Annotated in this window: 14 protein-coding genes and 1 tRNA gene; 5 read left to right on the top strand and 10 right to left on the bottom strand. The window is 71.7% G+C overall.

What is annotated here, in order from left to right:
- From AB0M39_RS08345 to AB0M39_RS08355, 3 genes are all read left to right on the top strand, one after another.
- On the top strand, positions 1-1,011 hold a 1,011-nt coding region (locus AB0M39_RS08345; protein WP_365361516.1), incomplete at its 5' end, for a PP2C family serine/threonine-protein phosphatase.
- A 157-nt stretch (positions 1,012-1,168) separates the two neighbouring features.
- Complete coding sequence (locus AB0M39_RS08350) at positions 1,169-2,527, top strand: VWA domain-containing protein (protein ID WP_365361518.1); 1,359 nt, start codon at positions 1,169-1,171, stop codon at positions 2,525-2,527.
- Between the two features lie 71 nt (positions 2,528-2,598).
- Positions 2,599-3,831: an FHA domain-containing protein gene (locus tag AB0M39_RS08355; protein WP_365361520.1), complete on the top strand. Its 1,233-nt coding sequence runs from the start codon at positions 2,599-2,601 to the stop codon at positions 3,829-3,831.
- 54 nt (positions 3,832-3,885) lie between these two features.
- Here the strand turns inward: AB0M39_RS08355 and AB0M39_RS08360 are convergent, their stop codons facing one another.
- The gene (locus AB0M39_RS08360) at positions 3,886-4,863 is read right to left on the bottom strand and encodes a methyltransferase domain-containing protein (RefSeq protein WP_365361522.1); all 978 of its coding nucleotides are present in this window, start codon (positions 4,861-4,863) and stop codon (positions 3,886-3,888) included.
- Between the two features lie 97 nt (positions 4,864-4,960).
- Between AB0M39_RS08360 and AB0M39_RS08365 the strand changes: the two genes are divergently transcribed.
- Positions 4,961-5,365 (top strand): globin, encoded by a 405-nt coding sequence (locus AB0M39_RS08365; RefSeq protein WP_365361524.1) that lies wholly within the window; start codon positions 4,961-4,963, stop codon positions 5,363-5,365.
- A gap of 102 nt (positions 5,366-5,467) precedes the next feature.
- Here the strand turns inward: AB0M39_RS08365 and AB0M39_RS08370 are convergent, their stop codons facing one another.
- The 7 genes from AB0M39_RS08370 to AB0M39_RS08400 all read right to left on the bottom strand — a co-directional run bounded on the left by AB0M39_RS08370 (position 5,468) and on the right by AB0M39_RS08400 (position 15,236).
- Positions 5,468-6,136, bottom strand: coding sequence for a hypothetical protein (locus AB0M39_RS08370; RefSeq protein ID WP_365361526.1), 669 nt, complete (start codon positions 6,134-6,136; stop codon positions 5,468-5,470).
- Positions 6,133-6,591, bottom strand: a complete 459-nt coding sequence (locus AB0M39_RS08375; RefSeq protein ID WP_365361528.1) for a thioesterase family protein — start codon at positions 6,589-6,591, stop codon at positions 6,133-6,135. The genes AB0M39_RS08370 and AB0M39_RS08375 overlap by 4 nt, the downstream gene beginning before the upstream one ends.
- Positions 6,592-6,598: 7 nt before the next feature.
- The gene (ettA, locus tag AB0M39_RS08380; protein WP_365361530.1) at positions 6,599-8,263 is read right to left on the bottom strand and encodes an energy-dependent translational throttle protein EttA; all 1,665 of its coding nucleotides are present in this window, start codon (positions 8,261-8,263) and stop codon (positions 6,599-6,601) included.
- 589 nt (positions 8,264-8,852) lie between these two features.
- Entirely contained in the window at positions 8,853-10,265 is a 1,413-nt protein-coding gene (locus tag AB0M39_RS08385; RefSeq protein WP_365361532.1) for an LAETG motif-containing sortase-dependent surface protein, read from the bottom strand.
- Positions 10,266-10,498: 233 nt separating this feature from the next.
- On the bottom strand, positions 10,499-11,122 hold the full coding sequence (locus AB0M39_RS08390) for a single-stranded DNA-binding protein (protein ID WP_365361534.1): 624 nt from the start codon (positions 11,120-11,122) through the stop codon (positions 10,499-10,501).
- 527 nt (positions 11,123-11,649) lie between these two features.
- Complete coding sequence (locus AB0M39_RS08395; protein WP_365361804.1) at positions 11,650-13,326, bottom strand: GTPase; 1,677 nt, start codon at positions 13,324-13,326, stop codon at positions 11,650-11,652.
- 314 nt (positions 13,327-13,640) lie between these two features.
- On the bottom strand, positions 13,641-15,236 hold the full coding sequence (locus tag AB0M39_RS08400) for a dynamin family protein (RefSeq protein ID WP_365361536.1): 1,596 nt from the start codon (positions 15,234-15,236) through the stop codon (positions 13,641-13,643).
- A 317-nt stretch (positions 15,237-15,553) separates the two neighbouring features.
- Between AB0M39_RS08400 and AB0M39_RS08405 the strand changes: the two genes are divergently transcribed.
- Positions 15,554-15,626: transfer RNA gene (locus tag AB0M39_RS08405), tRNA-Arg, on the top strand.
- 255 nt (positions 15,627-15,881) lie between these two features.
- Here the strand turns inward: AB0M39_RS08405 and AB0M39_RS08410 are convergent.
- Both AB0M39_RS08410 and metK read right to left on the bottom strand, forming a co-directional pair.
- Positions 15,882-16,316, bottom strand: coding sequence for a hypothetical protein (locus AB0M39_RS08410; RefSeq protein ID WP_365361538.1), 435 nt, complete (start codon positions 16,314-16,316; stop codon positions 15,882-15,884).
- 206 nt (positions 16,317-16,522) lie between these two features.
- Positions 16,523-17,746, bottom strand: coding sequence for a methionine adenosyltransferase (gene metK, locus AB0M39_RS08415; protein ID WP_365361540.1), 1,224 nt, complete (start codon positions 17,744-17,746; stop codon positions 16,523-16,525).
- Between the last annotated feature and the right edge of the window lie 77 nt (positions 17,747-17,823).

The following is a 17,823-nucleotide window of genomic DNA, read 5'->3' on the forward strand; positions in this document are numbered from 1 at the left end:
GCCCCGGTGGCCGCCGACCACGGCGCGGCCGACCCCCGGGCGGCCGAGGCGGCGCCCGCTCCGCTCGTCGGCGCCAAAGTCTGCGTGGCCTGCCGCGCCGGCCACGTCGACACCGACGGCTACTGCGAGAACTGCGGCCACGCCCAGCCCCGCGAGCGCGACCACATGGAGCAGGAGCTCGGCGCCGTCGCCGCGGTCAGCGACCGCGGGCTGCGCCACCACCGCAACGAGGACTCCTTCGCGGTGTCCTCCACCGCCCTGCCCGACGGGTCGCCCGCCGTCGTCGCGATCGTCTGCGACGGCGTCTCCTCGGCGACCCGGCCCGACGAGGCGTCCGCCGCCGCGGCGGACGCCGCCAACGAACTGCTGCTCCAGACGCTGCCGCGCGGCACGCACCCGCAGCAGGCCATGCACGAGGCGATCGTCGCCGCGGCCGAGGCCGTCAACTCCCTGGCCGCCGACCCCGGTCAGGCCGAGGCCATGGAGCACGACCCGCACCGCCACCAGAACGCGCCGGCGTGCACGATCGTCGGCGGGATCGTCGCCGGCGGTCTGCTGATCGTCGGCTGGGTCGGCGACAGCCGCGCCTACTGGGTGCCGGACGACCGCAGCTGCCCGCCGGCCCGGCTCACCGAGGACGACTCCTGGGCCGCCCAGATGGTGTCCGCGGGCCTGATGAGCGCGGCGGAGGCGTACGCCGACGAGCGCGCGCACGCCATCACGGGCTGGCTGGGCGCCGACGCGTACGAACTGGAGCCGCACACCGCCGCGTTCAAGCCGGACCGCTCCGGCGTGGTCGTGGTCTGCACGGACGGCCTGTGGAACTACGCGGAGGGGGCCGAGGACATGGCCAGGGCCGTGCCGCGGGACGCCGCCGACAGGCCGCTGCACAGCGCGCAGGTGCTGGTCGGCCACGCGCTCGACGGCGGGGGCCACGACAACGTAACAGTGGCCGTCCTGCCGTTCGCGGTGCCGTCGCAAGGGGCAGGATCGGCCTACAACACGGCTTGAGCACCCTTTGTCCGCAGTAGGCCATCAACCCGATGTGCAATCCGTCAGCTCAGGTAATCCGTTAGATCCCCCACCTTCCAGCCGCCGAGCCACAAGACCGGGCCGCGGACCCTGTTCACTTCCCTCTGCCCGAGTGGAGCTTCAAGGAGCCGACCAGATGGCTGTTTTCTCCAAGTCCCAGGTGCCGCAGTTCTCCGTGGACGTGTACCAGAACGAGTACCTCCCCGAGGGCGGCCGCGAGGTCAACGCGATCGTCACCGTCACCTCCACCGGAGGAGGCACCAGCGGGGGCGTCCCGTTGACCGGCGCCACGGCCGCCCCTTCCTCCATACCGGGGCAGGCGCCGGGGGCCGCTGTCGTGATCATGGTCGACTGCTCGGGGTCGATGGACTATCCGCCGACCAAGATGCGCAACGCCCGCGACGCCACGGCCGCCGCCGTCGACACCCTGCGCGACGGCACCGCCTTCGCGGTGATCGCCGGCACCCATGTGGCGGCCGAGGTCTATCCGGGCGACGGCCGGCTCGCGGTCGCCGACGCGACGACCCGAGCCCAGGCCAAGGAGGCCCTGCGGCGGCTCAGCGCGGGCGGCGGCACCGCGATCGGCACCTGGCTGAAACTGGCCGACCGGCTGCTGTCCTCCTCCGACGTGCCGATCCGGCACGGCATCCTGCTCACCGACGGCCGCAACGAGCACGAGAGCCCGGACGACCTGCGCACCGCGCTCGAGGCGTGCGCCGGCCGCTTCACCTGCGACGCCCGCGGCGTGGGCACGGACTGGGAGGTCAAGGAGGTCACCGGCATCGCCTCGGCGCTGCTGGGCACCGCCGACATCGTCGCCGACCCGGGCGGCCTGGCCGCGGACTTCACACGGATGATGGAGAACGCGATGGGCAAGGAGGTCGCGGACGTGGCGCTGCGGCTGTGGACGCCCGTCGGAGTGGAGATCGCGTTCGTCAAGCAAGTGGCGCCGACCGTCGAGGAGTTGACCGGGAGGCGCACGGAGGCGGGGCCGCGGGCGGGCGACTACCCGACCGGGTCGTGGGGCGACGAGTCCCGCGACTACCACGTGTGCGTGAAGGTGCCGGAGGCCGGAATCGGCCAGGAGATGCTCGCGGCCCGGGTCTCGCTGATCGTCCCGGCGGCGGACGGCGGCACTCCGCAGGTGCTCTCGCAGGGGCTCGTCCGGGCGGTGTGGACGGACGACATGTCGGCGTCCACCTCGATCAATCCGCAGGTCGCGCACTACACGGGCCAGGCCGAACTGGCACAGGTCATCCAGCAGGGACTGGACGCCCGCAAAGCGGGCGATTTCGACGGCGCGACCGCCAAACTGGGGCGTGCGGTCCAGCTCGCGGCCGATTCCGGCAACGAGGACACTGCGAAACTGCTTTCGAAGGTGGTGGACGTGGTCGATGCGGCGACAGGTACTGTGCGACTGAAGGCGAAGGTCGCGGAGGCCGACGAGATGACGCTCGAGACGCGCTCTACCAAGACGGTCCGCGTGAAGAAGTAGCCAGCTCAGACTGACCGATACACAGAGAGAGACGGCCCCCGGGCCGGACGAGGAGAGGGGGAAGCGCCGACATGCCGACCTGCCCGAACGGACACCAGTCGGGTTCCGACGACTGGTGCGAGGTCTGTGGCCACCGCATGGCCGGACCCGGCGCTCCGGCGGGCGCCATGCCGCCGCCTCCCCCGCCGCCGCCCGCCTACGGCTATCCCGGCCCGGGCGACCCGAACGCCACCGCCCAGGCGGAGCTCTGCCCGCAGTGCCGCACCCCGCGCGAGGCCATGGCCCCGTTCTGCGAGGAGTGCCGGTACAACTTCCTTACGCACACGGCGACGTCCTACACGCCGGTGGCCCCGCCCCAGCAGCAGTCCTCCGGGCTGAACCTGCCGCCGGGCTTCACCTCGCAGCCGGGCCCGCCCGCCCCTCCGCCGCACCAGCAGTACCAGCCGCAGCAGCATCAGGCGCCCCAGGCTCCGCAGCCGGGACCGCAGCAGGGGCATGATCCGTACGAGTACCAGAGCTCGCGGCCCTCGCAGGTGAACCGTCCCGCCGAGCCGCTCATGACCGAGCCGTCGGGTCCGCAGCAGCCGCCGCAGGCGTTCCAGCAGGGCGGTCCGCCGCCTCCGCCGGCCTTCCAGCAGCAGGCGGGGCCGCCGGCGCCGCCCTCGTTCCCGCAGCCGGGACCGCCCGCGCCGCCGCAGCCCCAGCACACCGGGGGCGACGACTGGATGCTGCCGCCGCCGTCGCAGCCGCAGCACGCGCCCCAACAGCCGCAGCAGCAGTTCCCGCAGGCCCCCATGCAGCCGCAGCACGGCGGGCAGCCCGGCCACCAGCAGGGCCCCCACCAGCAAGGGCTCCAGCAGCCACAGCAGTACCAGGGCGGCGGGCAGGGCCAGGCCTCCACAAGCTGGACGGCGGTCGTCGCACCCGACCGTGAGTACTTCATGGCGATGATGCATCGCAGCGGCCCCGAGGCCACCGGCCTCAATCTGCCCGCGTACTCCCCCGAGCAGCACCTCCCGCTCGTCGGCAACCAGATCAGCATCGGCCGGCGCAGGCACTCCACGGGCGAGTCCCCGGACATCGACCTGGCCGTGCCGCCGGAGGACCCGGGCGTCTCGCACCAGCACGCGGTCCTGGTGCAGCAGCCCGACGGCTCGTGGGCGGTCGTCGACCAGAACTCCACCAACGGCACCACGCTCAACGGCGGCGAGGACCCGATCCAGCCGTACGTCCCGATCCCGCTGAACGACGGGGACCGGGTGCACGTCGGGGCGTGGACGACGATCACGATCCGCCGCGGCTAGCGGCAGGAGGTGGGCCCCCGTCGGGGGCGGCAGGGCGGGGGCCGGCGTCCCTGGCTAGCGGACGAGCGGCCAGGCGTACGGCCCCTCCGGGTCGTCCAGCCAGGCCCACTGGCAGCCCCCGCTGACCGTGACCCCGAAGCGGTCCCGCTGCGGCCGGCGCTCGAGCTCCCAGAGCGAGAGCGCCTCGTGCGGGTCGAGGCTGCCCGCGGTCAGGTTCAGCAGGAAGCGGAAGAGATCGTTCTCGATCGCGCGCCGGGGCAGCCCTCCGACGTGGGCTGGCGCCGCCCTCGTATCGCCGCGCAGCGGCACGAAGTACGCGGAGGTCCGCAGAAAGCGTCCCTCGGCGCTGCGGCCCAGGACGTCGTCCTGCACCCGCAGCACGATCAGCCCGGTGGAGAGCGGGGCCAGGATCCGCGCGCCCGGCCGGCACTGCTCCAGCCACGCGTACGGCACGGAGGGCAGGGTGCAGGTCGCGATGATGCAGTCGAAGGGCGCGCGCTCGGGGCAGCCGCGCTTCCCGTCGCCGGTGATCACGGCGGGGCGGTAGCCCGCGGCCGCCAGATGCGAGCGCGCCGACTCGGTGATCTCCGGATCCAGGTCCACGGTCGTCACCAGGTCGTCGCCGAGCCGGTGCGAGAGCAGCGCGGCGTTGAAGCCGGTGCCCGCGCCGATCTCGAGGACCGCCTCGCCCTCGCGCACCTGGAGCGCCTGAAGCATCTGGGCCATGAGCGAGGGCTGGCTGCTGGAGCTGACGAGTTCGCCGTCGCGCACCCGGGTGGCCAGCGGCCCGTCGTCGTACGCCCCGCGCAGCCACCGCACCCGCCGCACCGGATCGGGGTCCTCGCACCACAGCCGCTCGTACGCCCCCGACCGGATCTCGAAGTAGTACGGCACGAACAGATGGCGCGGCACCTCCTCGAACGCCAGCCGCCAGGCCGGGTCCGCCAGGCCGCCCTCGGCGACGATCCGGCGGACGAGGGAGTGGCGCGCCTCGGCGGCGGGCTCGGCGTACCGGTCCACGTGTGCACCCATATCTCCACTTTCCTGCGCCGCCGCCCGTCAGGCGAGACCACTTGGCGGAGGTCCTAGACCCGAAGACCTCGGCCGGTCCGTCTGAGACGATGGACGGGTGAAAGAGATTCGGCGTGGCACCCTTCAGGAGCAGACTTTCTATGAGCAGGTCGGCGGCGAGGAGACGTTCCGCCGGCTCGTCCACCGCTTCTACCAGGGCGTCGCCGAGGACCCGCTGCTGCGGCCCATGTACCCCGAGGAGGACCTGGGCCCGGCCGAGGAGCGGCTCGTCCTGTTCCTGATGCAGTACTGGGGCGGACCGCGCACCTACAGCGACAACCGAGGCCACCCCCGGCTGCGGATGCGGCACGCGCCGTTCGCCGTGGACCGGGCGGCGCACGACGCCTGGCTGAAGCACATGCGCGCGGCGGTCGACGAGCTGGGCCTCTCCGAGGAGCACGAGGAGACGCTGTGGAGCTACCTCACCTACGCCGCGGCCTCCATGGTCAACACCGCGGAGTGAGCGCCCCGCGCGCCTTGGACGGGGCGGCCGGACCGCGGTCCGCCGCCACCCCGAGCAGCCGGAACGCCGTCGACGTGGGCACGCCCGGCTCGTCGGCGGAGGCTAAGCGGGCTGCTGGGGGGTGAGGCTCAGGCCGCCGAGTCCATTGATCCGTACGGCGATCGACCCGAAGGGCGTACGCAGCCTGAGCCACGAGCCCGCGGACAGCAGGGCGACGGGGACGCCGGGGCGCAGAAAACCGAGCGACTGGGCGGCGTGGACGGCGCGCAGCGGCAGGCCGGTCCCGCCGACGGTGCGCGACCATATCTCGCGCCCGATCCGGTCCCGCTCGGCCCGGGTGCGGCGCTCGGCGGGCAGGGCCTCGTCGCGGGTGCGGAACTCGCTGACGGCGGCGGACACGGCGGCCCGCATCGCACTGACCTCGGGCAGCCCGGGGAGCTTGCGCCAGCCGCCGCGGGGCGGCAGCAGCCCGGCCCAGGGCGGCCCGGTGACGGGCGCGGGGACGGTGAACTCCGCGCCGTCCCCGAACGACTCCAGCAGCTCGCCGGCCGAGACGGTGACGTCCAGCTCGACCGGGTGGTCGAGGCGTGCCGTACGGATCGCCAGCACCTCGAAGGACGGCGGACGGCCGAAGACGGCGAGCGCGCCTCCGCCGGCCTGGAGCCGGACGGCGGCGGCGCGGTCGTAGTGGATCAGCCGGGCGAGGAAGGCGGAGAGATCCTCCGCCTCCCTCGCGTCGGCGAAGTGCAGACTGCGCACGGGCACGGTCATGCCGCGATGGCGCCCTCGTCGGACGCGGCCGCCGAGCCCGGGCCGTCCAGGTACTCCTGGAGGTAGGACTTCTCCTCCGCGCTGATCCGGCGCGGACGCCCCGCGGCGAGGTCGTAGGGCACGACGACAGTCGAGGCCCGCACATACACTTCCGAGGCCCCCTCGGCGTCCTTGACCTCGTACGCGATGGTCAGCGACGCCGCGCCGATCTTCGTCACCCACGACTCGATGATCACCGGCTCGTGGCGGTGGACCAGCGGTCGCTTGTACTCGATCTCGTGGCGGGCCACGACGGAGCCGCCGGAGAACGACGGGGAGCCGTCCCCCGGCGCCAGCCGGAACATGAAGTCGATCCGCGCCTCTTCCAGATAGCGCAGGAAGACGACGTTGTTGACGTGCCCGAAGGCGTCCATGTCCGACCAGCGGAGGGGGCAGCGGTAGATGTGCCGGGTCATGTCCGGCTCAGCCCCTGGTGAGCTTCTTGTAGGTGGCACGGTGCGGACGGGCCGCGTCCGGGCCGAGGCGCTCGACCTTGTTCTTCTCGTACGACTCGAAGTTGCCCTCGAACCAGAACCACTTGGACTCGCCCTCGTACGCCAGGATGTGCGTGGCGACTCGGTCGAGGAACCAGCGGTCGTGGGATACGACCACTGCGGCGCCGGGGAACTCGAGCAGGGCGTTCTCCAGCGAGGAGAGCGTCTCGACGTCGAGGTCGTTGGTCGGCTCGTCGAGGAGCAGCAGGTTGCCGCCCTGCTTGAGGGTGAGCGCCAGGTTGAGGCGGTTGCGCTCGCCGCCGGAGAGCACGCCGGCCGGCTTCTGCTGGTCCGGGCCCTTGAAGCCGAACGCGGAGACGTACGCCCGCGACGGCATCTCGACCTGTCCGACGTTGATGTAGTCGAGCTCGTCCGACACGACCGCCCAGAGGGTCTTCTTGGGGTCGATGTTGCCGCGGCTCTGGTCGACGTACGAGATCTTGACGGTGTCGCCGACCTTGATCGAGCCGGCGTCCGGGGTCTCCAGACCCTGGATCATCTTGAACAGCGTGGTCTTGCCGGCGCCGTTCGGGCCGATGACGCCGACGATGCCGTTGCGCGGCAGCGTGAAGGACAGGTCGTCGATCAGGACCTTCTCGCCGAACGCCTTGGAGAGGTTGTTCACCTCGACGACGACGGAGCCCAGACGCGGGCCCGGCGGGATCTGGATCTCCTCGAAGTCCAGCTTCCGCATCTTGTCGGCCTCGGCGGCCATCTCCTCGTAACGGGCCAGACGGGCCTTGGACTTGGCCTGCCGCCCCTTCGCGTTGGAGCGGACCCACTCGAGCTCTTCCTTGAGCCGCTTCTGCCGCTTGGCGTCCTTCTGGCCCTCGACCTTGAGGCGGGATGCCTTGTTCTCCAGGTAGGTGGAGTAGTTGCCCTCGTAGGGGTGGGCGCGGCCGCGGTCGAGCTCGAGGATCCACTCGGCGACGTTGTCGAGGAAGTACCGGTCGTGGGTGATGGCGACGACGGTGCCGGGGTACTTGGCGAGGTGCGCCTCCAGCCACTGCACCGACTCGGCGTCCAGGTGGTTGGTGGGCTCGTCGAGGAGCAGCAGGTCGGGGGCCTCGAGCAGCAGCTTGCAGAGCGCGACGCGGCGCTTCTCGCCACCGGAGAGGTTGACGACCGGCCAGTCTCCGGGCGGGCAGCCGAGGGCGTCCATGGCCTGCTCGAGCTGCGCGTCGAGGTCCCAGGCGTTGGAGTGGTCCAGGTCCTCCTGGAGCTTGCCCATCTCCTCCATCAGCTCGTCGGTGTACTCGGTCGCCATCTGCTCGGCGATCTCGTTGAACCGGTTGAGCTTGCCCTTGATCTCCGCGACGCCGTCCTCGACGTTCTCCAGAACGGTCTTCGACTCGTCCAGCGGCGGCTCCTGGAGCAGGATGCCGACGGTGTAGCCGGGCGAGAGGAAGGCATCGCCGTTGGAGGGCTGCTCCAGGCCGGCCATGATCTTCAGGACGGTGGACTTACCGGCGCCGTTGGGGCCGACCACACCGATCTTCGCGCCGGGCAGGAAGCTCAGCGTCACGTCATCGAGGATGACCTTGTCGCCGTGCGCCTTGCGCGTCTTGCGCATCGTGTAGATGTACTCAGCCAAGAGAAACCGTCCGGCAAGAAGTGGGTGGGCAGATACACCCCATCTTGCCGTACGTCCATCCCCCGACGGAAACCGGTATGGGCGGGGAGGGGCCTGGGGACGGCACTGTGGCAGCACTGGGATGGCACTGAGATGGCTCCGGGGACGGCCTCGCCGAGCAGGCCGCGACCCGGTGCCATCTGCCGCGGACTCGGCCGGGGCGGCCGTTATGTGATTCGGGGCTGCTGTGACCTGTGGCGGGACCGCTGTGGACTGTGACGGGACCGCTGTGACGGGACCGCCGTGATGGGGATTGATCGGGACTGCTGCGCGGTGCGCCGGGACTGCTGGGAGCTGAGGCGGGACCGCTGTGGACTGAGCGTGGCTGCTGTGAGCGGAACTCGCGGGCGGGGCGGGAATTGGCCAGGGGCCGCCCAGGAGAGGGCCGCCGAACGGAGGCCGCCGCCCGGAGGCCGTGCAGTTGCCGCCAGGCATCGATAGGCCCGCCGTGCGTCGATGGGCCGCCGGGCGTCGACAAGGGGACGGCCCCGGTGCGCGCTCGCGTCCCGGGGCCGTCGTCAGCACAGCTTCACACTGTGCTCACCTCAGCTCACTCCTCGGTGGCCGCCGGCTTCTTCGTGCGGAGGAAGAAAACCGCGCCGCCGCCGATCAGGACGAGAACGATCGCGATGCCCGCGATCATCGGGGTCGAGCTGGACCCGCCGGTCTCGGCCAGGTCGCCCTCGAGCGCGGAGCCGGCCACGCCGCCGGCCGACGCCGGGCTCGGCTGCGCCGCGGGCGCGCCCTGGGCCGTGATGGTGTTGCCGCTGGTCTTGCAGTCCAGCACGCCCTTGAAGTTCTTTGCGAGGCCGCCGGGCCCGATGATGGTGAAGTCGTACGCCTGGTCCTCGGCGACCGGGATGGTGACGGTCCTGGACGCCCCGGCCGCTATGGAGTGCTTGAGGCCCATCAGCTCGAAGCTGAAGGGCGCGTCGCCCTTGTTGGTGGCCGTGATGTCCACGCCGCCCTTGACGCAGTTCTTCTTGGCCGAGAGGGCCGGTATCGCGCCGGCCTTCGCCCAGGTCGCGGTGGCGTTCGCGGAGACCGTGGACTGGCTGGACCCCGCCAGGATCTGGGTCTGGCTCTTGGTGGCCCCGGCGAACGCGCGGCCCACCGGCACGTTGGTGGTGGCCTGCGCCGTCAGCGTGGCCGTGCCGTCGGCGGCGCCGGAGGGGACGTCGAAGTACAGCTTGCTGCCGTTGACGGCGGAGGCGACCGGCTTGCCGGCCGCGTCCGTGATCTTGATGCCGCTGGCCGCCGCGTCCGCCGGCGGGACGACGGTGACCTGTCCGGCGTCGGTGCGGACCGTGATGGGTCCGAGCCGGCCCCCCGCCTTGCCGGAGACCGCGTTCGGCTCCAGGCTGAGCGAGGCCTTGGGCTCGGCGACGTTCTGAGCCTTGGCCTGGAGCCAGTCCGCGAGCTTCTCCGCCTGCGGGTCGATCGCCTCGACGTCCGCGCCGTCCGAGTAGCGCCAGATGGCCACCTGGGTGCCGGCCGCCGCGGTCTTCTCGCTCAGCGCCCCCGTGCCGGCCTCCTTGGCGAGCCCGGCCAGGTCGTCGATCTGCGGGTAGGAATGCTGCAGGATCCAGCGGATCTTGCCCGCGCTCTCGTTGGCGCCGAGCGAGGTCTGGCTCCAGGGGGTCTCCAGGTACTTCGCCTGGTCCTGGGTCGGGTTGTGGATGTCGATGCAGTACGTCTTCAGCCGACCGCCGCCGTCGACGGTCATCTCGAAGAGTCCGGCAGGGATCTCGTGGTTCTCTCCGCCGCTACGGAGCACCGCCCGGTCGAAGGTCTTGAGCCCGTCGAGCGTGGCGACCGCACCGCCCTGGTGCTGAACGCCGTCCTCGGCGGCGGCCGCGGTCGCGCCCGCTATGGAGCCCGTGGCGATCAGACCGGAAATCAAGGCTGCGGCAGTGTGGCGACGTACGCCGCCCCGCCTGCGTACAGCCGACGCAGAGAACACAGCAAACACAGAATTCCCCTCCGAGCGAGGCCTTTCGCGTGTGACGCGTGGGGGGAGTGCCTCGCCTGCAGACTCAAGTGCCCCGTGAGTACCCCGAAATCCTAGGGAGGCGGCCGCAGCCCAGTCCCCCGTCATACCGTCAGACAACCATTCCGACTCGGAATCGTTATCGACCGCTCTGCCGTCACCCCAGTTTCATCGTTTCTGAATCGACAAACCTCCACAACTCAAGCTCAGGACACGGAAGCAGGCACTCCGGAAACAGCGGGAACGGAGGGCGAGGGGGGTGTTGGAGCAGCCGCCTCAGAGACCTCCGGAACAGCCGGCGCAGGCGGCTCCGGAATGCGGCGGGGGTCCAGAGCAGGGCCATGGCGAGGGCCGTGACCAGGGGCATGACCAGGTGCTGAGCGGCGGCTGGCGCCGTGACCGGAATCCGGACCGCTTCTCTCTGTTCCCTCCGCACGACGCTCCGTCAGATGCGGTTCGCCACGCGGCTCCCCCTTCGCCGAACGACGGAAAGCGGAGGTCCCCCGCGACATGTCGTGGCCCACGGACAGGGCGTCGATGTCCACGAACGTCCTGCGCTGTCCGTCCCGGTCCTCTTCCCGGACTCTCAACCGTCCATGGACGAGAAGAGGATCCCCGACCGAGACCGACCCGGCCAGATTCAAAGCCAGCGCGCGCCAGGCGAAGACCGTGTAGAAGTTCGTGTGTCCGTCCGACCACGTTCCGCTCTGTCGGTCCCAGCGCCGCGGCGTGACCGCGAATCGGAATCGCGCCACGCCTCCCGACGCCGTTTCGCGGTACTCCACATTCGTGGCGACATTGCCCACGACCGTCACCATGGTGTCGCTCATCACGACCACCCTCCCCGTCCGGTTGTCGCATCGACCGGCCTGCTGCCGGTCGACTGACGGATCGCGGCCGCCGGCTGACGCCGACGTACTGCCGCTGACCCGATGTCCATGCTTCACCGGACGGGAAGTTCCTGCTGAGGGGTGTGGATGGGCACCCCGTTGTGGACAACTCCGCCCCCCCACAAGGGTGAACCGACCCGACCCGACCCGACTCGACCATGGCCAATCGGCCGACCCTTGCCCCGGGCCAACCGGCCCCAGCCCCGGGCCAGCCGAGGCCGGGCGGCCAGGCGGCCGGGCTGGCCACGGGGCCAGGTGGCCCGGCAGCCGGGCGTCCAGGGCGCCGGGCGTCCAGGGCGCCGGGCGTCCAAGTGGCCGGGCAGCGAGCCCAGCCAGCCCAGATCCCAACCCGACGCCAGACCACCGAGCCCAAGCAGCCCAGCCAGCCCACCCCGACGCCAGACCACCAACAAAGGCACGCGGCACCAGACCGCCGAGGGGCGCACGCGGTGCCGCACGCCCCCCCCTCAGCGGTAGCGAGCCCCCGCCGCCACCCTCAGCCGCGTCCCCGTCGTCCCCACGCCCGACCTCGCCGACGACCCCGAGACGGTCGCGTACCGCTCCCGCACCTCCTGGTACCGCATCAGCTCCGTGGCGATCGGATCGAGGACCCGCGCACGCCCGCACCCAGCAGCCGCCTCCTGCAGTCGGCGCTGCGCGTCCTGCCCGTATCTGCGCGCAGGCCCCTTGGCGGCCGCCGCGCACGCCCACTCCACCAGCGGACCGCCCACGATCCCCGCGAGCATCACCAGCGCCGGGATCAGCAGCCCGGGCTCCAGAACGCCGGCGATCTGGCCCACCAGCCACAGCCCGCCGAAGATCTGCAGCAGCGTCATGGCCGCCTGGGCGAGCACCGCGGCCGGCCACCACGCGGGCCGCAGCGGCTTACGGCTCAGGACCTCCGCCTCCTGCAGGGCCAGCTCGTCCAGCGCCTCGGGCAGCCCCTGCGCACCGCGCACCGCCGCCTCGCGCACCGCCTGCGCCCAGGGCGCGGGCAGCCCGTGCGAGGCCTCCTCCGAGACCGTGCGTACCGCCTGCTCGACCCGCTGCCGCGCCGTGAGCTCCTCCTCCGCGGGAGCGGGGGGCTCGGGCGCGCCGCCTCCCGGCACGCGGGTCCGCTCGTACCAGCGCCACAGCCGCAGCCAGGGCGTCCCGCACGCCCGGCTGGCGTTCCTGCGCCACTCGCGCTCGGCCGACTCGCCGACCGCCGCGGCGCCCACGGCCTCGGCCAACCGCGCCGAGAAGTCCGCGCGCGAACGCTCGCCCAGACCGGTGCGGCCGTCGGCCACGTACATCCCGCGCAGCTTCGCCGCGGCCGCGTCGACATCGGCGGAGAGACGGCGGGCGGCGGCGTTGCGGTCCTGCACGAACGTGCCGATGAGCTCCCGCAGTTCGCCGACGCCCGCGCCGGTGAGCGCGGAGAGCCCGAGCACGGCCGCGCCCGGCTCGCCGTGCTCGCCGAGCGCGATGCCGTCCTCGTCGAGGAGCCTGCGCAGATCGTCGAGCACTTGGTCGGCGGCCTCGCCGGGAAGCCGGTCGATCTGGTTGAGCACGACGAAGGTGATCTCGGCGTGCCCCGCGAGCGGCCGCAGATAGCGCTCGTGGAGCGCGGCGTCGGCGTACTTCTCCGGGTCCACGACCCAGATCACGGCGTCCACCAGCGCCAGCACACGGTCCACCTGCTCCCGGTGGCGTACGAGGGCGGAGTCGTGGTCGGGCAGATCGACCAGTACGAGTCCATAGAGCTCCTCGTCGCCTCCCGCAAGGGGTCTGCGGCGCAGGCGTGGGGGGATGGCGAGCCGGTCGAGGAGCCCCGCGGCGCCGTCCGACCAGGTGCAGGCGATCGGGGCAGCGGTGGTGGGCCTGCGCAGGCCGGTCTCGGAGATCGGCACCTCGGCGAGGGCGTTGAAGAGGGTGGACTTGCCGCTTCCGGTCGCGCCGGCGATGGCGACGACGGTGTGCCGGGAGGAGAGCCGCTGGCGTGCGGCGGCCTCTTCGAGGACGCGTCCGGCCTCGGCGAGGGTCTGGCTGTCGAGGCGGGTGCGCGAGAGCCCGATCAGCTCGCGGAGGGCGTCCAGGCGGGCGCGCAGAGGGCCTACGTAGGGGCTGCCGATGGGCTCGTGCGCGTCGGCGTCGCGGTCCAGGTCCGCGCAGTCGCCGGCGTCCGGCTCCGCGGCGCGCCGGGCGATGAGCCCGTCGTCCCAGCGGCCGCTCCCCTCCCCCTTCTCCCGCTTCTCTCTCTCGGTCGCTTCAGTCGCTTCAGTCGCTTTAGCCTTTTCAGCCGCTCGGGTCGCTGCGTCGGGCTGGTCCAGGTCGCTCGTCCCGCTGGTCCCGCTGGTCCTGCTGGTCGCGCTGGTGTCGTTCGCCTGGTTCGAGTCGGGCGCGTCGTGCGAGCCGCTCGTGTCATTCGTGTCGCTCGTGTCGCTCGTGTCGTCGTCAGTGACGGCGGTCACCGCGGTCACCTCTCCTTCTGCAGTACGGACAGCGCGGCGATCAGCTCGGCCTGTGGCTCTGGGGACACCTCGAGCGCGTCCAGCGGCGCCAGCCGCCGGTCGCGTTCGCTGTGCAGTACGCGGTCGATGCAGGTCGACAGCAGCTCGGCGCCCTTGTCGCGCAGCCCCAGCGCGCCCTTGGCCCCGATGCGCTCGGCGAGCCGCTCTCCGGCGCTGCGCGCCCTGCGCCCGCCGAGCAGGGAGACGGCGAGCAGGGCGGCGACGGCCTCCGCGTCGGGAGCGGCGTTCCGTTCCAGCCGGCCCACCTCCTCCTCGGCCAGCTCCTCCACCTCGCGCCGCCAACGGCGTACGGCGATCCCGATCCGCTCCCCCGACTCCAGGTCGACGCGCCCGCGGACGACCACCGCGGCCGCGGCCGGCTCGCGCTGCCAGCTCTCCTGGACCTGCTCGTCCGCGGCGGCGACGGCGCACTGGAGCAGCGCGCCGAGGCTGGCGACGAGGGAGTCGAGCAGCTCGCCGGCGGAGCTGTCGCGGGGGTAGCCGCGCCATCTGGTGCGGGCGTCCCCGGCGAGTACCGCGCCGGCGCGCAGCCTGCCGCGCAGCCGCTCGCGCTCCGTCTCGTACGCCTCCTCGACCGCCCCTGTGAGCCGTACGGCCGCGGCGTACTGCGCGGCCACCGCGCCCGCGAGCTCGGGCATCCGGGCGTTGAGCGAGTCGATCACCCCGGACGCGGTGCGGCCCACGGCCTGCTGCCGGGCCGCGGGGTCCTGCGCCCGGTGGGCCAGCCAGGCGAAGAGCGGGGCGACGGCGCTGTTGGGCAGGAGCCCGTTGCCCCCGCCGGCGGACTCGGGCAGCTCGGGGATCGTGAACCGCGGCATGTCCCCCAGCCCCGCCTTGGTCAGCAGCGCCGCGTACTGCCGGGAGACCTCCGCGAGCACCTGGTGGGGCACCCGGTCGAGGACGGTGACGAGCGAGGCGTCGTACTCCTTGGCGGTACGGAGCAGATGCCAGGGCACCGCGTCGGCGTAGCGGGACGCGGTCGTCACCATCACCCACACGTCGGCGGCGCAGATGAGCTGGGCGGCGAGCAGGCGGTTCTCGACGACGAGCGAGTCGATGTCGGGCGCGTCGAGGAGGGCGAGCCCGCGGGGCAGGGAGGGGGCGGTCTCGATCCGCAGGCAGTTCTCCCCCTGTCCCGCGCCTGCGCTCTTCGGGTCGGTCTCGTCCTGTTGGGGCAGCCAGACGCGGGTGAGCTGGGGCAGCACGCGCATTCCGGCGAACCAGCCGTGGTCGTCGGGGTGGCAGACGAGGACGGGCGTACGGGTGGTCGGCCGCAGCACCCCCGCCTCGCTGACTCTGCGCCCCACAAGGGAGTTGACGAGGGTGGACTTCCCGGCGCCGGTCGACCCGCCGACGACGGCGAGAAGCGGTGCTTCGGGCTCTTTGAGTCGGGGCACGAGATAATCGTCAAGCTGTGCGAGCAGCTCCGCCCGCGTCTGCCGGGCGCGCGGCGCACCGGGAAGGGGGAGTGGGAATCGCACGGCGGCGACACGGTCGCGCAGGGCGGAGAGTGCGTCGATCAGCTGAGGCCGTGCATCCATGGTCACCACATGCGAAGAATGCCCAACTTTGGCTACTTTTTGAAGCGTATGGAGCCCTCTGCGCGCCGATCGGACAGACGGGATAGACGGGATGAGTGGGGCGCAGGCATAACGAGTGCACAACACCCGAGACGTGAGACGTCAAAAGCGATGCAGGAATCGCACCTGCCTGCGATTATCGGTTCGCTTCACTGAACCTCCACATCGTGCCACGCAGGTGAAGCAACCGGGTCAAGGCGATCGGAGCCCTATCCTTGTCCCCGGCAAGGTCACGGACCACCCGAGTGGGGCTCCAGGCCACCGAGGCCACCATTTCGGCCCCCGTAGCTCAGTGGATAGAGCAGGCGCCTTCTAAGCGCTTGGCCGCAGGTTCGAGTCCTGCCGGGGGCGCGCACACTACATGACCAGCGGAAACGCTGGTCATCGTCTTTTCCCTGCAGAAGCGCGGCGCGAATTAGCCACGCGCCTAGCCCACCTCGCGAATCGGGCGTACCGTTGAATGAGACCCGGGAGGGTCTTTTTTGCTCGTCAGACGCACGCTAGCCGGGGCGGCGTAGCGCGGGCGTAAGCGCCGGACGGCCTTCGGCGCAGCCCGGGCGAGCCGTAGCCGGACGCAGGCCTACGCCCACCCGGCGGACCCCTTCGCTAGGCCTCCGCGCACTGGAACTCGTACAGCGCCATCCGTGCCGCCTTGTACTCCGCCCGGGAGTCGTTCACGCCCTTCGTCACGAAGCCCGCCGCGCCGCCCGTCAGCAGTGCGCCCGCCAGCAGGCCGTACTGTTCGACGCCTCCGGCGCCGTCCCAGATGCGCCAGAAAGCGCCGATGAGGAGCAGGACCGCCGCCAGGGAGAGGACCGCGAAGAACGTCTGATGCAGGACCATGAAGCGGAACTGGACCCGCACTTCCCGGCGCAGGGACGCGCAGATGGCCGGGTTCGACAGGGGCGCGGGAGCAGGCGCGCCTGCTGTGTCGGGGGTTTCGGGGCTCACGCCCTCCGTTTCGATGCTCAAGGGGATCTGCAGCGAGGTCAGCAGGTCGTCGCGGAGGGCGGCCACCTTGCGGTCTTGTTCATGCGACATCTACGCCACCCCTCACGCCGCGCCGGCGGGATAGCACGACAGCCATCGCAGTCCCTCGCTCTCGTCGAATCGCAGACCCTGAGACCAATCGCAGACCCTGAGACCAGCAGACCGCCCCGGCAGGTCGCGCGCACGTCGGCGTGAGCCGTTCAGGGCAAAGGCCCCGGACCGTCGTGGTCCGGGGCCTATGGGGCTGGGCTCCGTGCTTAGAGGCCGGCCGCCGCGCGCAGGGCGTCCACGCGGTCGGTGCGCTCCCAGGTGAAGTCGGGGAGCTCGCGGCCGAAGTGGCCGTACGCCGCCGTCTGGGCGTAGATCGGGCGCAGCAGGTCGAGGTCGCGGATGATCGCGGCCGGGCGGAGGTCGAAGACCTCGGCGATGGCCGTCTCGATCTTCTCGGTGTCGACCGCGGCGGTGCCGAACGTCTCCACGAACAGGCCCACCGGCTCGGCCTTGCCGATCGCGTAAGCGACCTGGACCTCGCAGCGCGAGGCGAGGCCCGCGGCCACCACGTTCTTGGCGACCCAGCGCATCGCGTACGCCGCCGAGCGGTCCACCTTGGAGGGGTCCTTGCCCGAGAACGCGCCGCCGCCGTGGCGGGCCATGCCGCCGTACGTGTCGATGATGATCTTCCGGCCGGTCAGACCCGCGTCGCCCATCGGGCCGCCGATCTCGAACCGCCCGGTCGGGTTCACCAGCAGACGGTAGCCCTCCGTCTCCAGCTTGATGCCGTCGTCCGCCAGTTGAGCCAGCACATGCTCGACCACATGGGTGCGGACGTCCGGGGCGAGCAGGGTCTCGAGGTCGACGTCGGACGCATGCTGCGAGGAGACGACCACCGTGTCCAGCCGGACCGCCTTGTCGCCGTCGTACTCGATGGTGACCTGGGTCTTGCCGTCCGGGCGCAGGTACGGGACCGTCCCGTTCTTGCGGACCTCGGACAGCCGGCGGGAGAGCCGGTGCGCCAGGTGGATCGGCAGCGGCATCAGCTCGGGCGTCTCGTCGCAGGCGTAGCCGAACATCAGGCCCTGGTCGCCGGCGCCCTGCTTGTCGAGCTCGTCGCCCTCCTCGCCCTTGGCGGAAGCCTCGACGCGGTTCTCGTACGCCGTGTCGACTCCCTGCGCGATGTCCGGCGACTGCGCGCCGATCGAGATCGAGACGCCGCAGGACGCGCCGTCGAAGCCCTTCTTCGAGGAGTCGTAGCCGATCTCGAGGATCTTCTCGCGCACCAGCTGGGGAATGGGGGCGTACGCCTTGGTCGTCACCTCGCCCGCGATGTGCACCAGGCCGGTGGTGATCAGCGTCTCCACGGCGACGCGCGAGGACGGGTCCTGCGTGAGCAGCGCGTCGAGGATGGTGTCGCTGATCTGGTCGGCGATCTTGTCGGGGTGGCCCTCGGTCACAGACTCCGAGGTGAACAGGCGGCGACTCACCGTGTACTTCTCCTAAGCGGTGTGGCGGACAAGGGAACAAGTGCGGACTGGCGGACTGGCGGACTGGCGGCCGATCG

This window comes from Streptomyces sp. NPDC051907 (assembly GCF_040681075.1).
In the GTDB taxonomy this organism is placed as follows: Bacteria; Actinomycetota; Actinomycetes; order Streptomycetales; family Streptomycetaceae; genus Streptomyces.

Excerpts from the sequence above, each read along its gene's own strand:
- AB0M39_RS08350 (WP_365361518.1), top strand. The coding sequence starts at position 1,169 with ATGGCTGTTTTCTCCAAGTCCCAGGTGCCGCAGTTCTCCGTGGACGTG.
- AB0M39_RS08355 (WP_365361520.1), top strand. The coding sequence starts at position 2,599 with ATGCCGACCTGCCCGAACGGACACCAGTCGGGTTCCGACGACTGGTGC.
- AB0M39_RS08360 (WP_365361522.1), bottom strand. The coding sequence starts at position 4,863 with ATGGGTGCACACGTGGACCGGTACGCCGAGCCCGCCGCCGAGGCGCGC.
- AB0M39_RS08370 (WP_365361526.1), bottom strand. The coding sequence starts at position 6,136 with ATGACCGTGCCCGTGCGCAGTCTGCACTTCGCCGACGCGAGGGAGGCG.
- AB0M39_RS08375 (WP_365361528.1), bottom strand. The coding sequence starts at position 6,591 with ATGACCCGGCACATCTACCGCTGCCCCCTCCGCTGGTCGGACATGGAC.
- AB0M39_RS08390 (WP_365361534.1), bottom strand. The coding sequence starts at position 11,122 with ATGAGCGACACCATGGTGACGGTCGTGGGCAATGTCGCCACGAATGTG.
- AB0M39_RS08400 (WP_365361536.1), bottom strand. The coding sequence starts at position 15,236 with ATGGATGCACGGCCTCAGCTGATCGACGCACTCTCCGCCCTGCGCGAC.
- AB0M39_RS08410 (WP_365361538.1), bottom strand. The coding sequence starts at position 16,316 with ATGTCGCATGAACAAGACCGCAAGGTGGCCGCCCTCCGCGACGACCTG.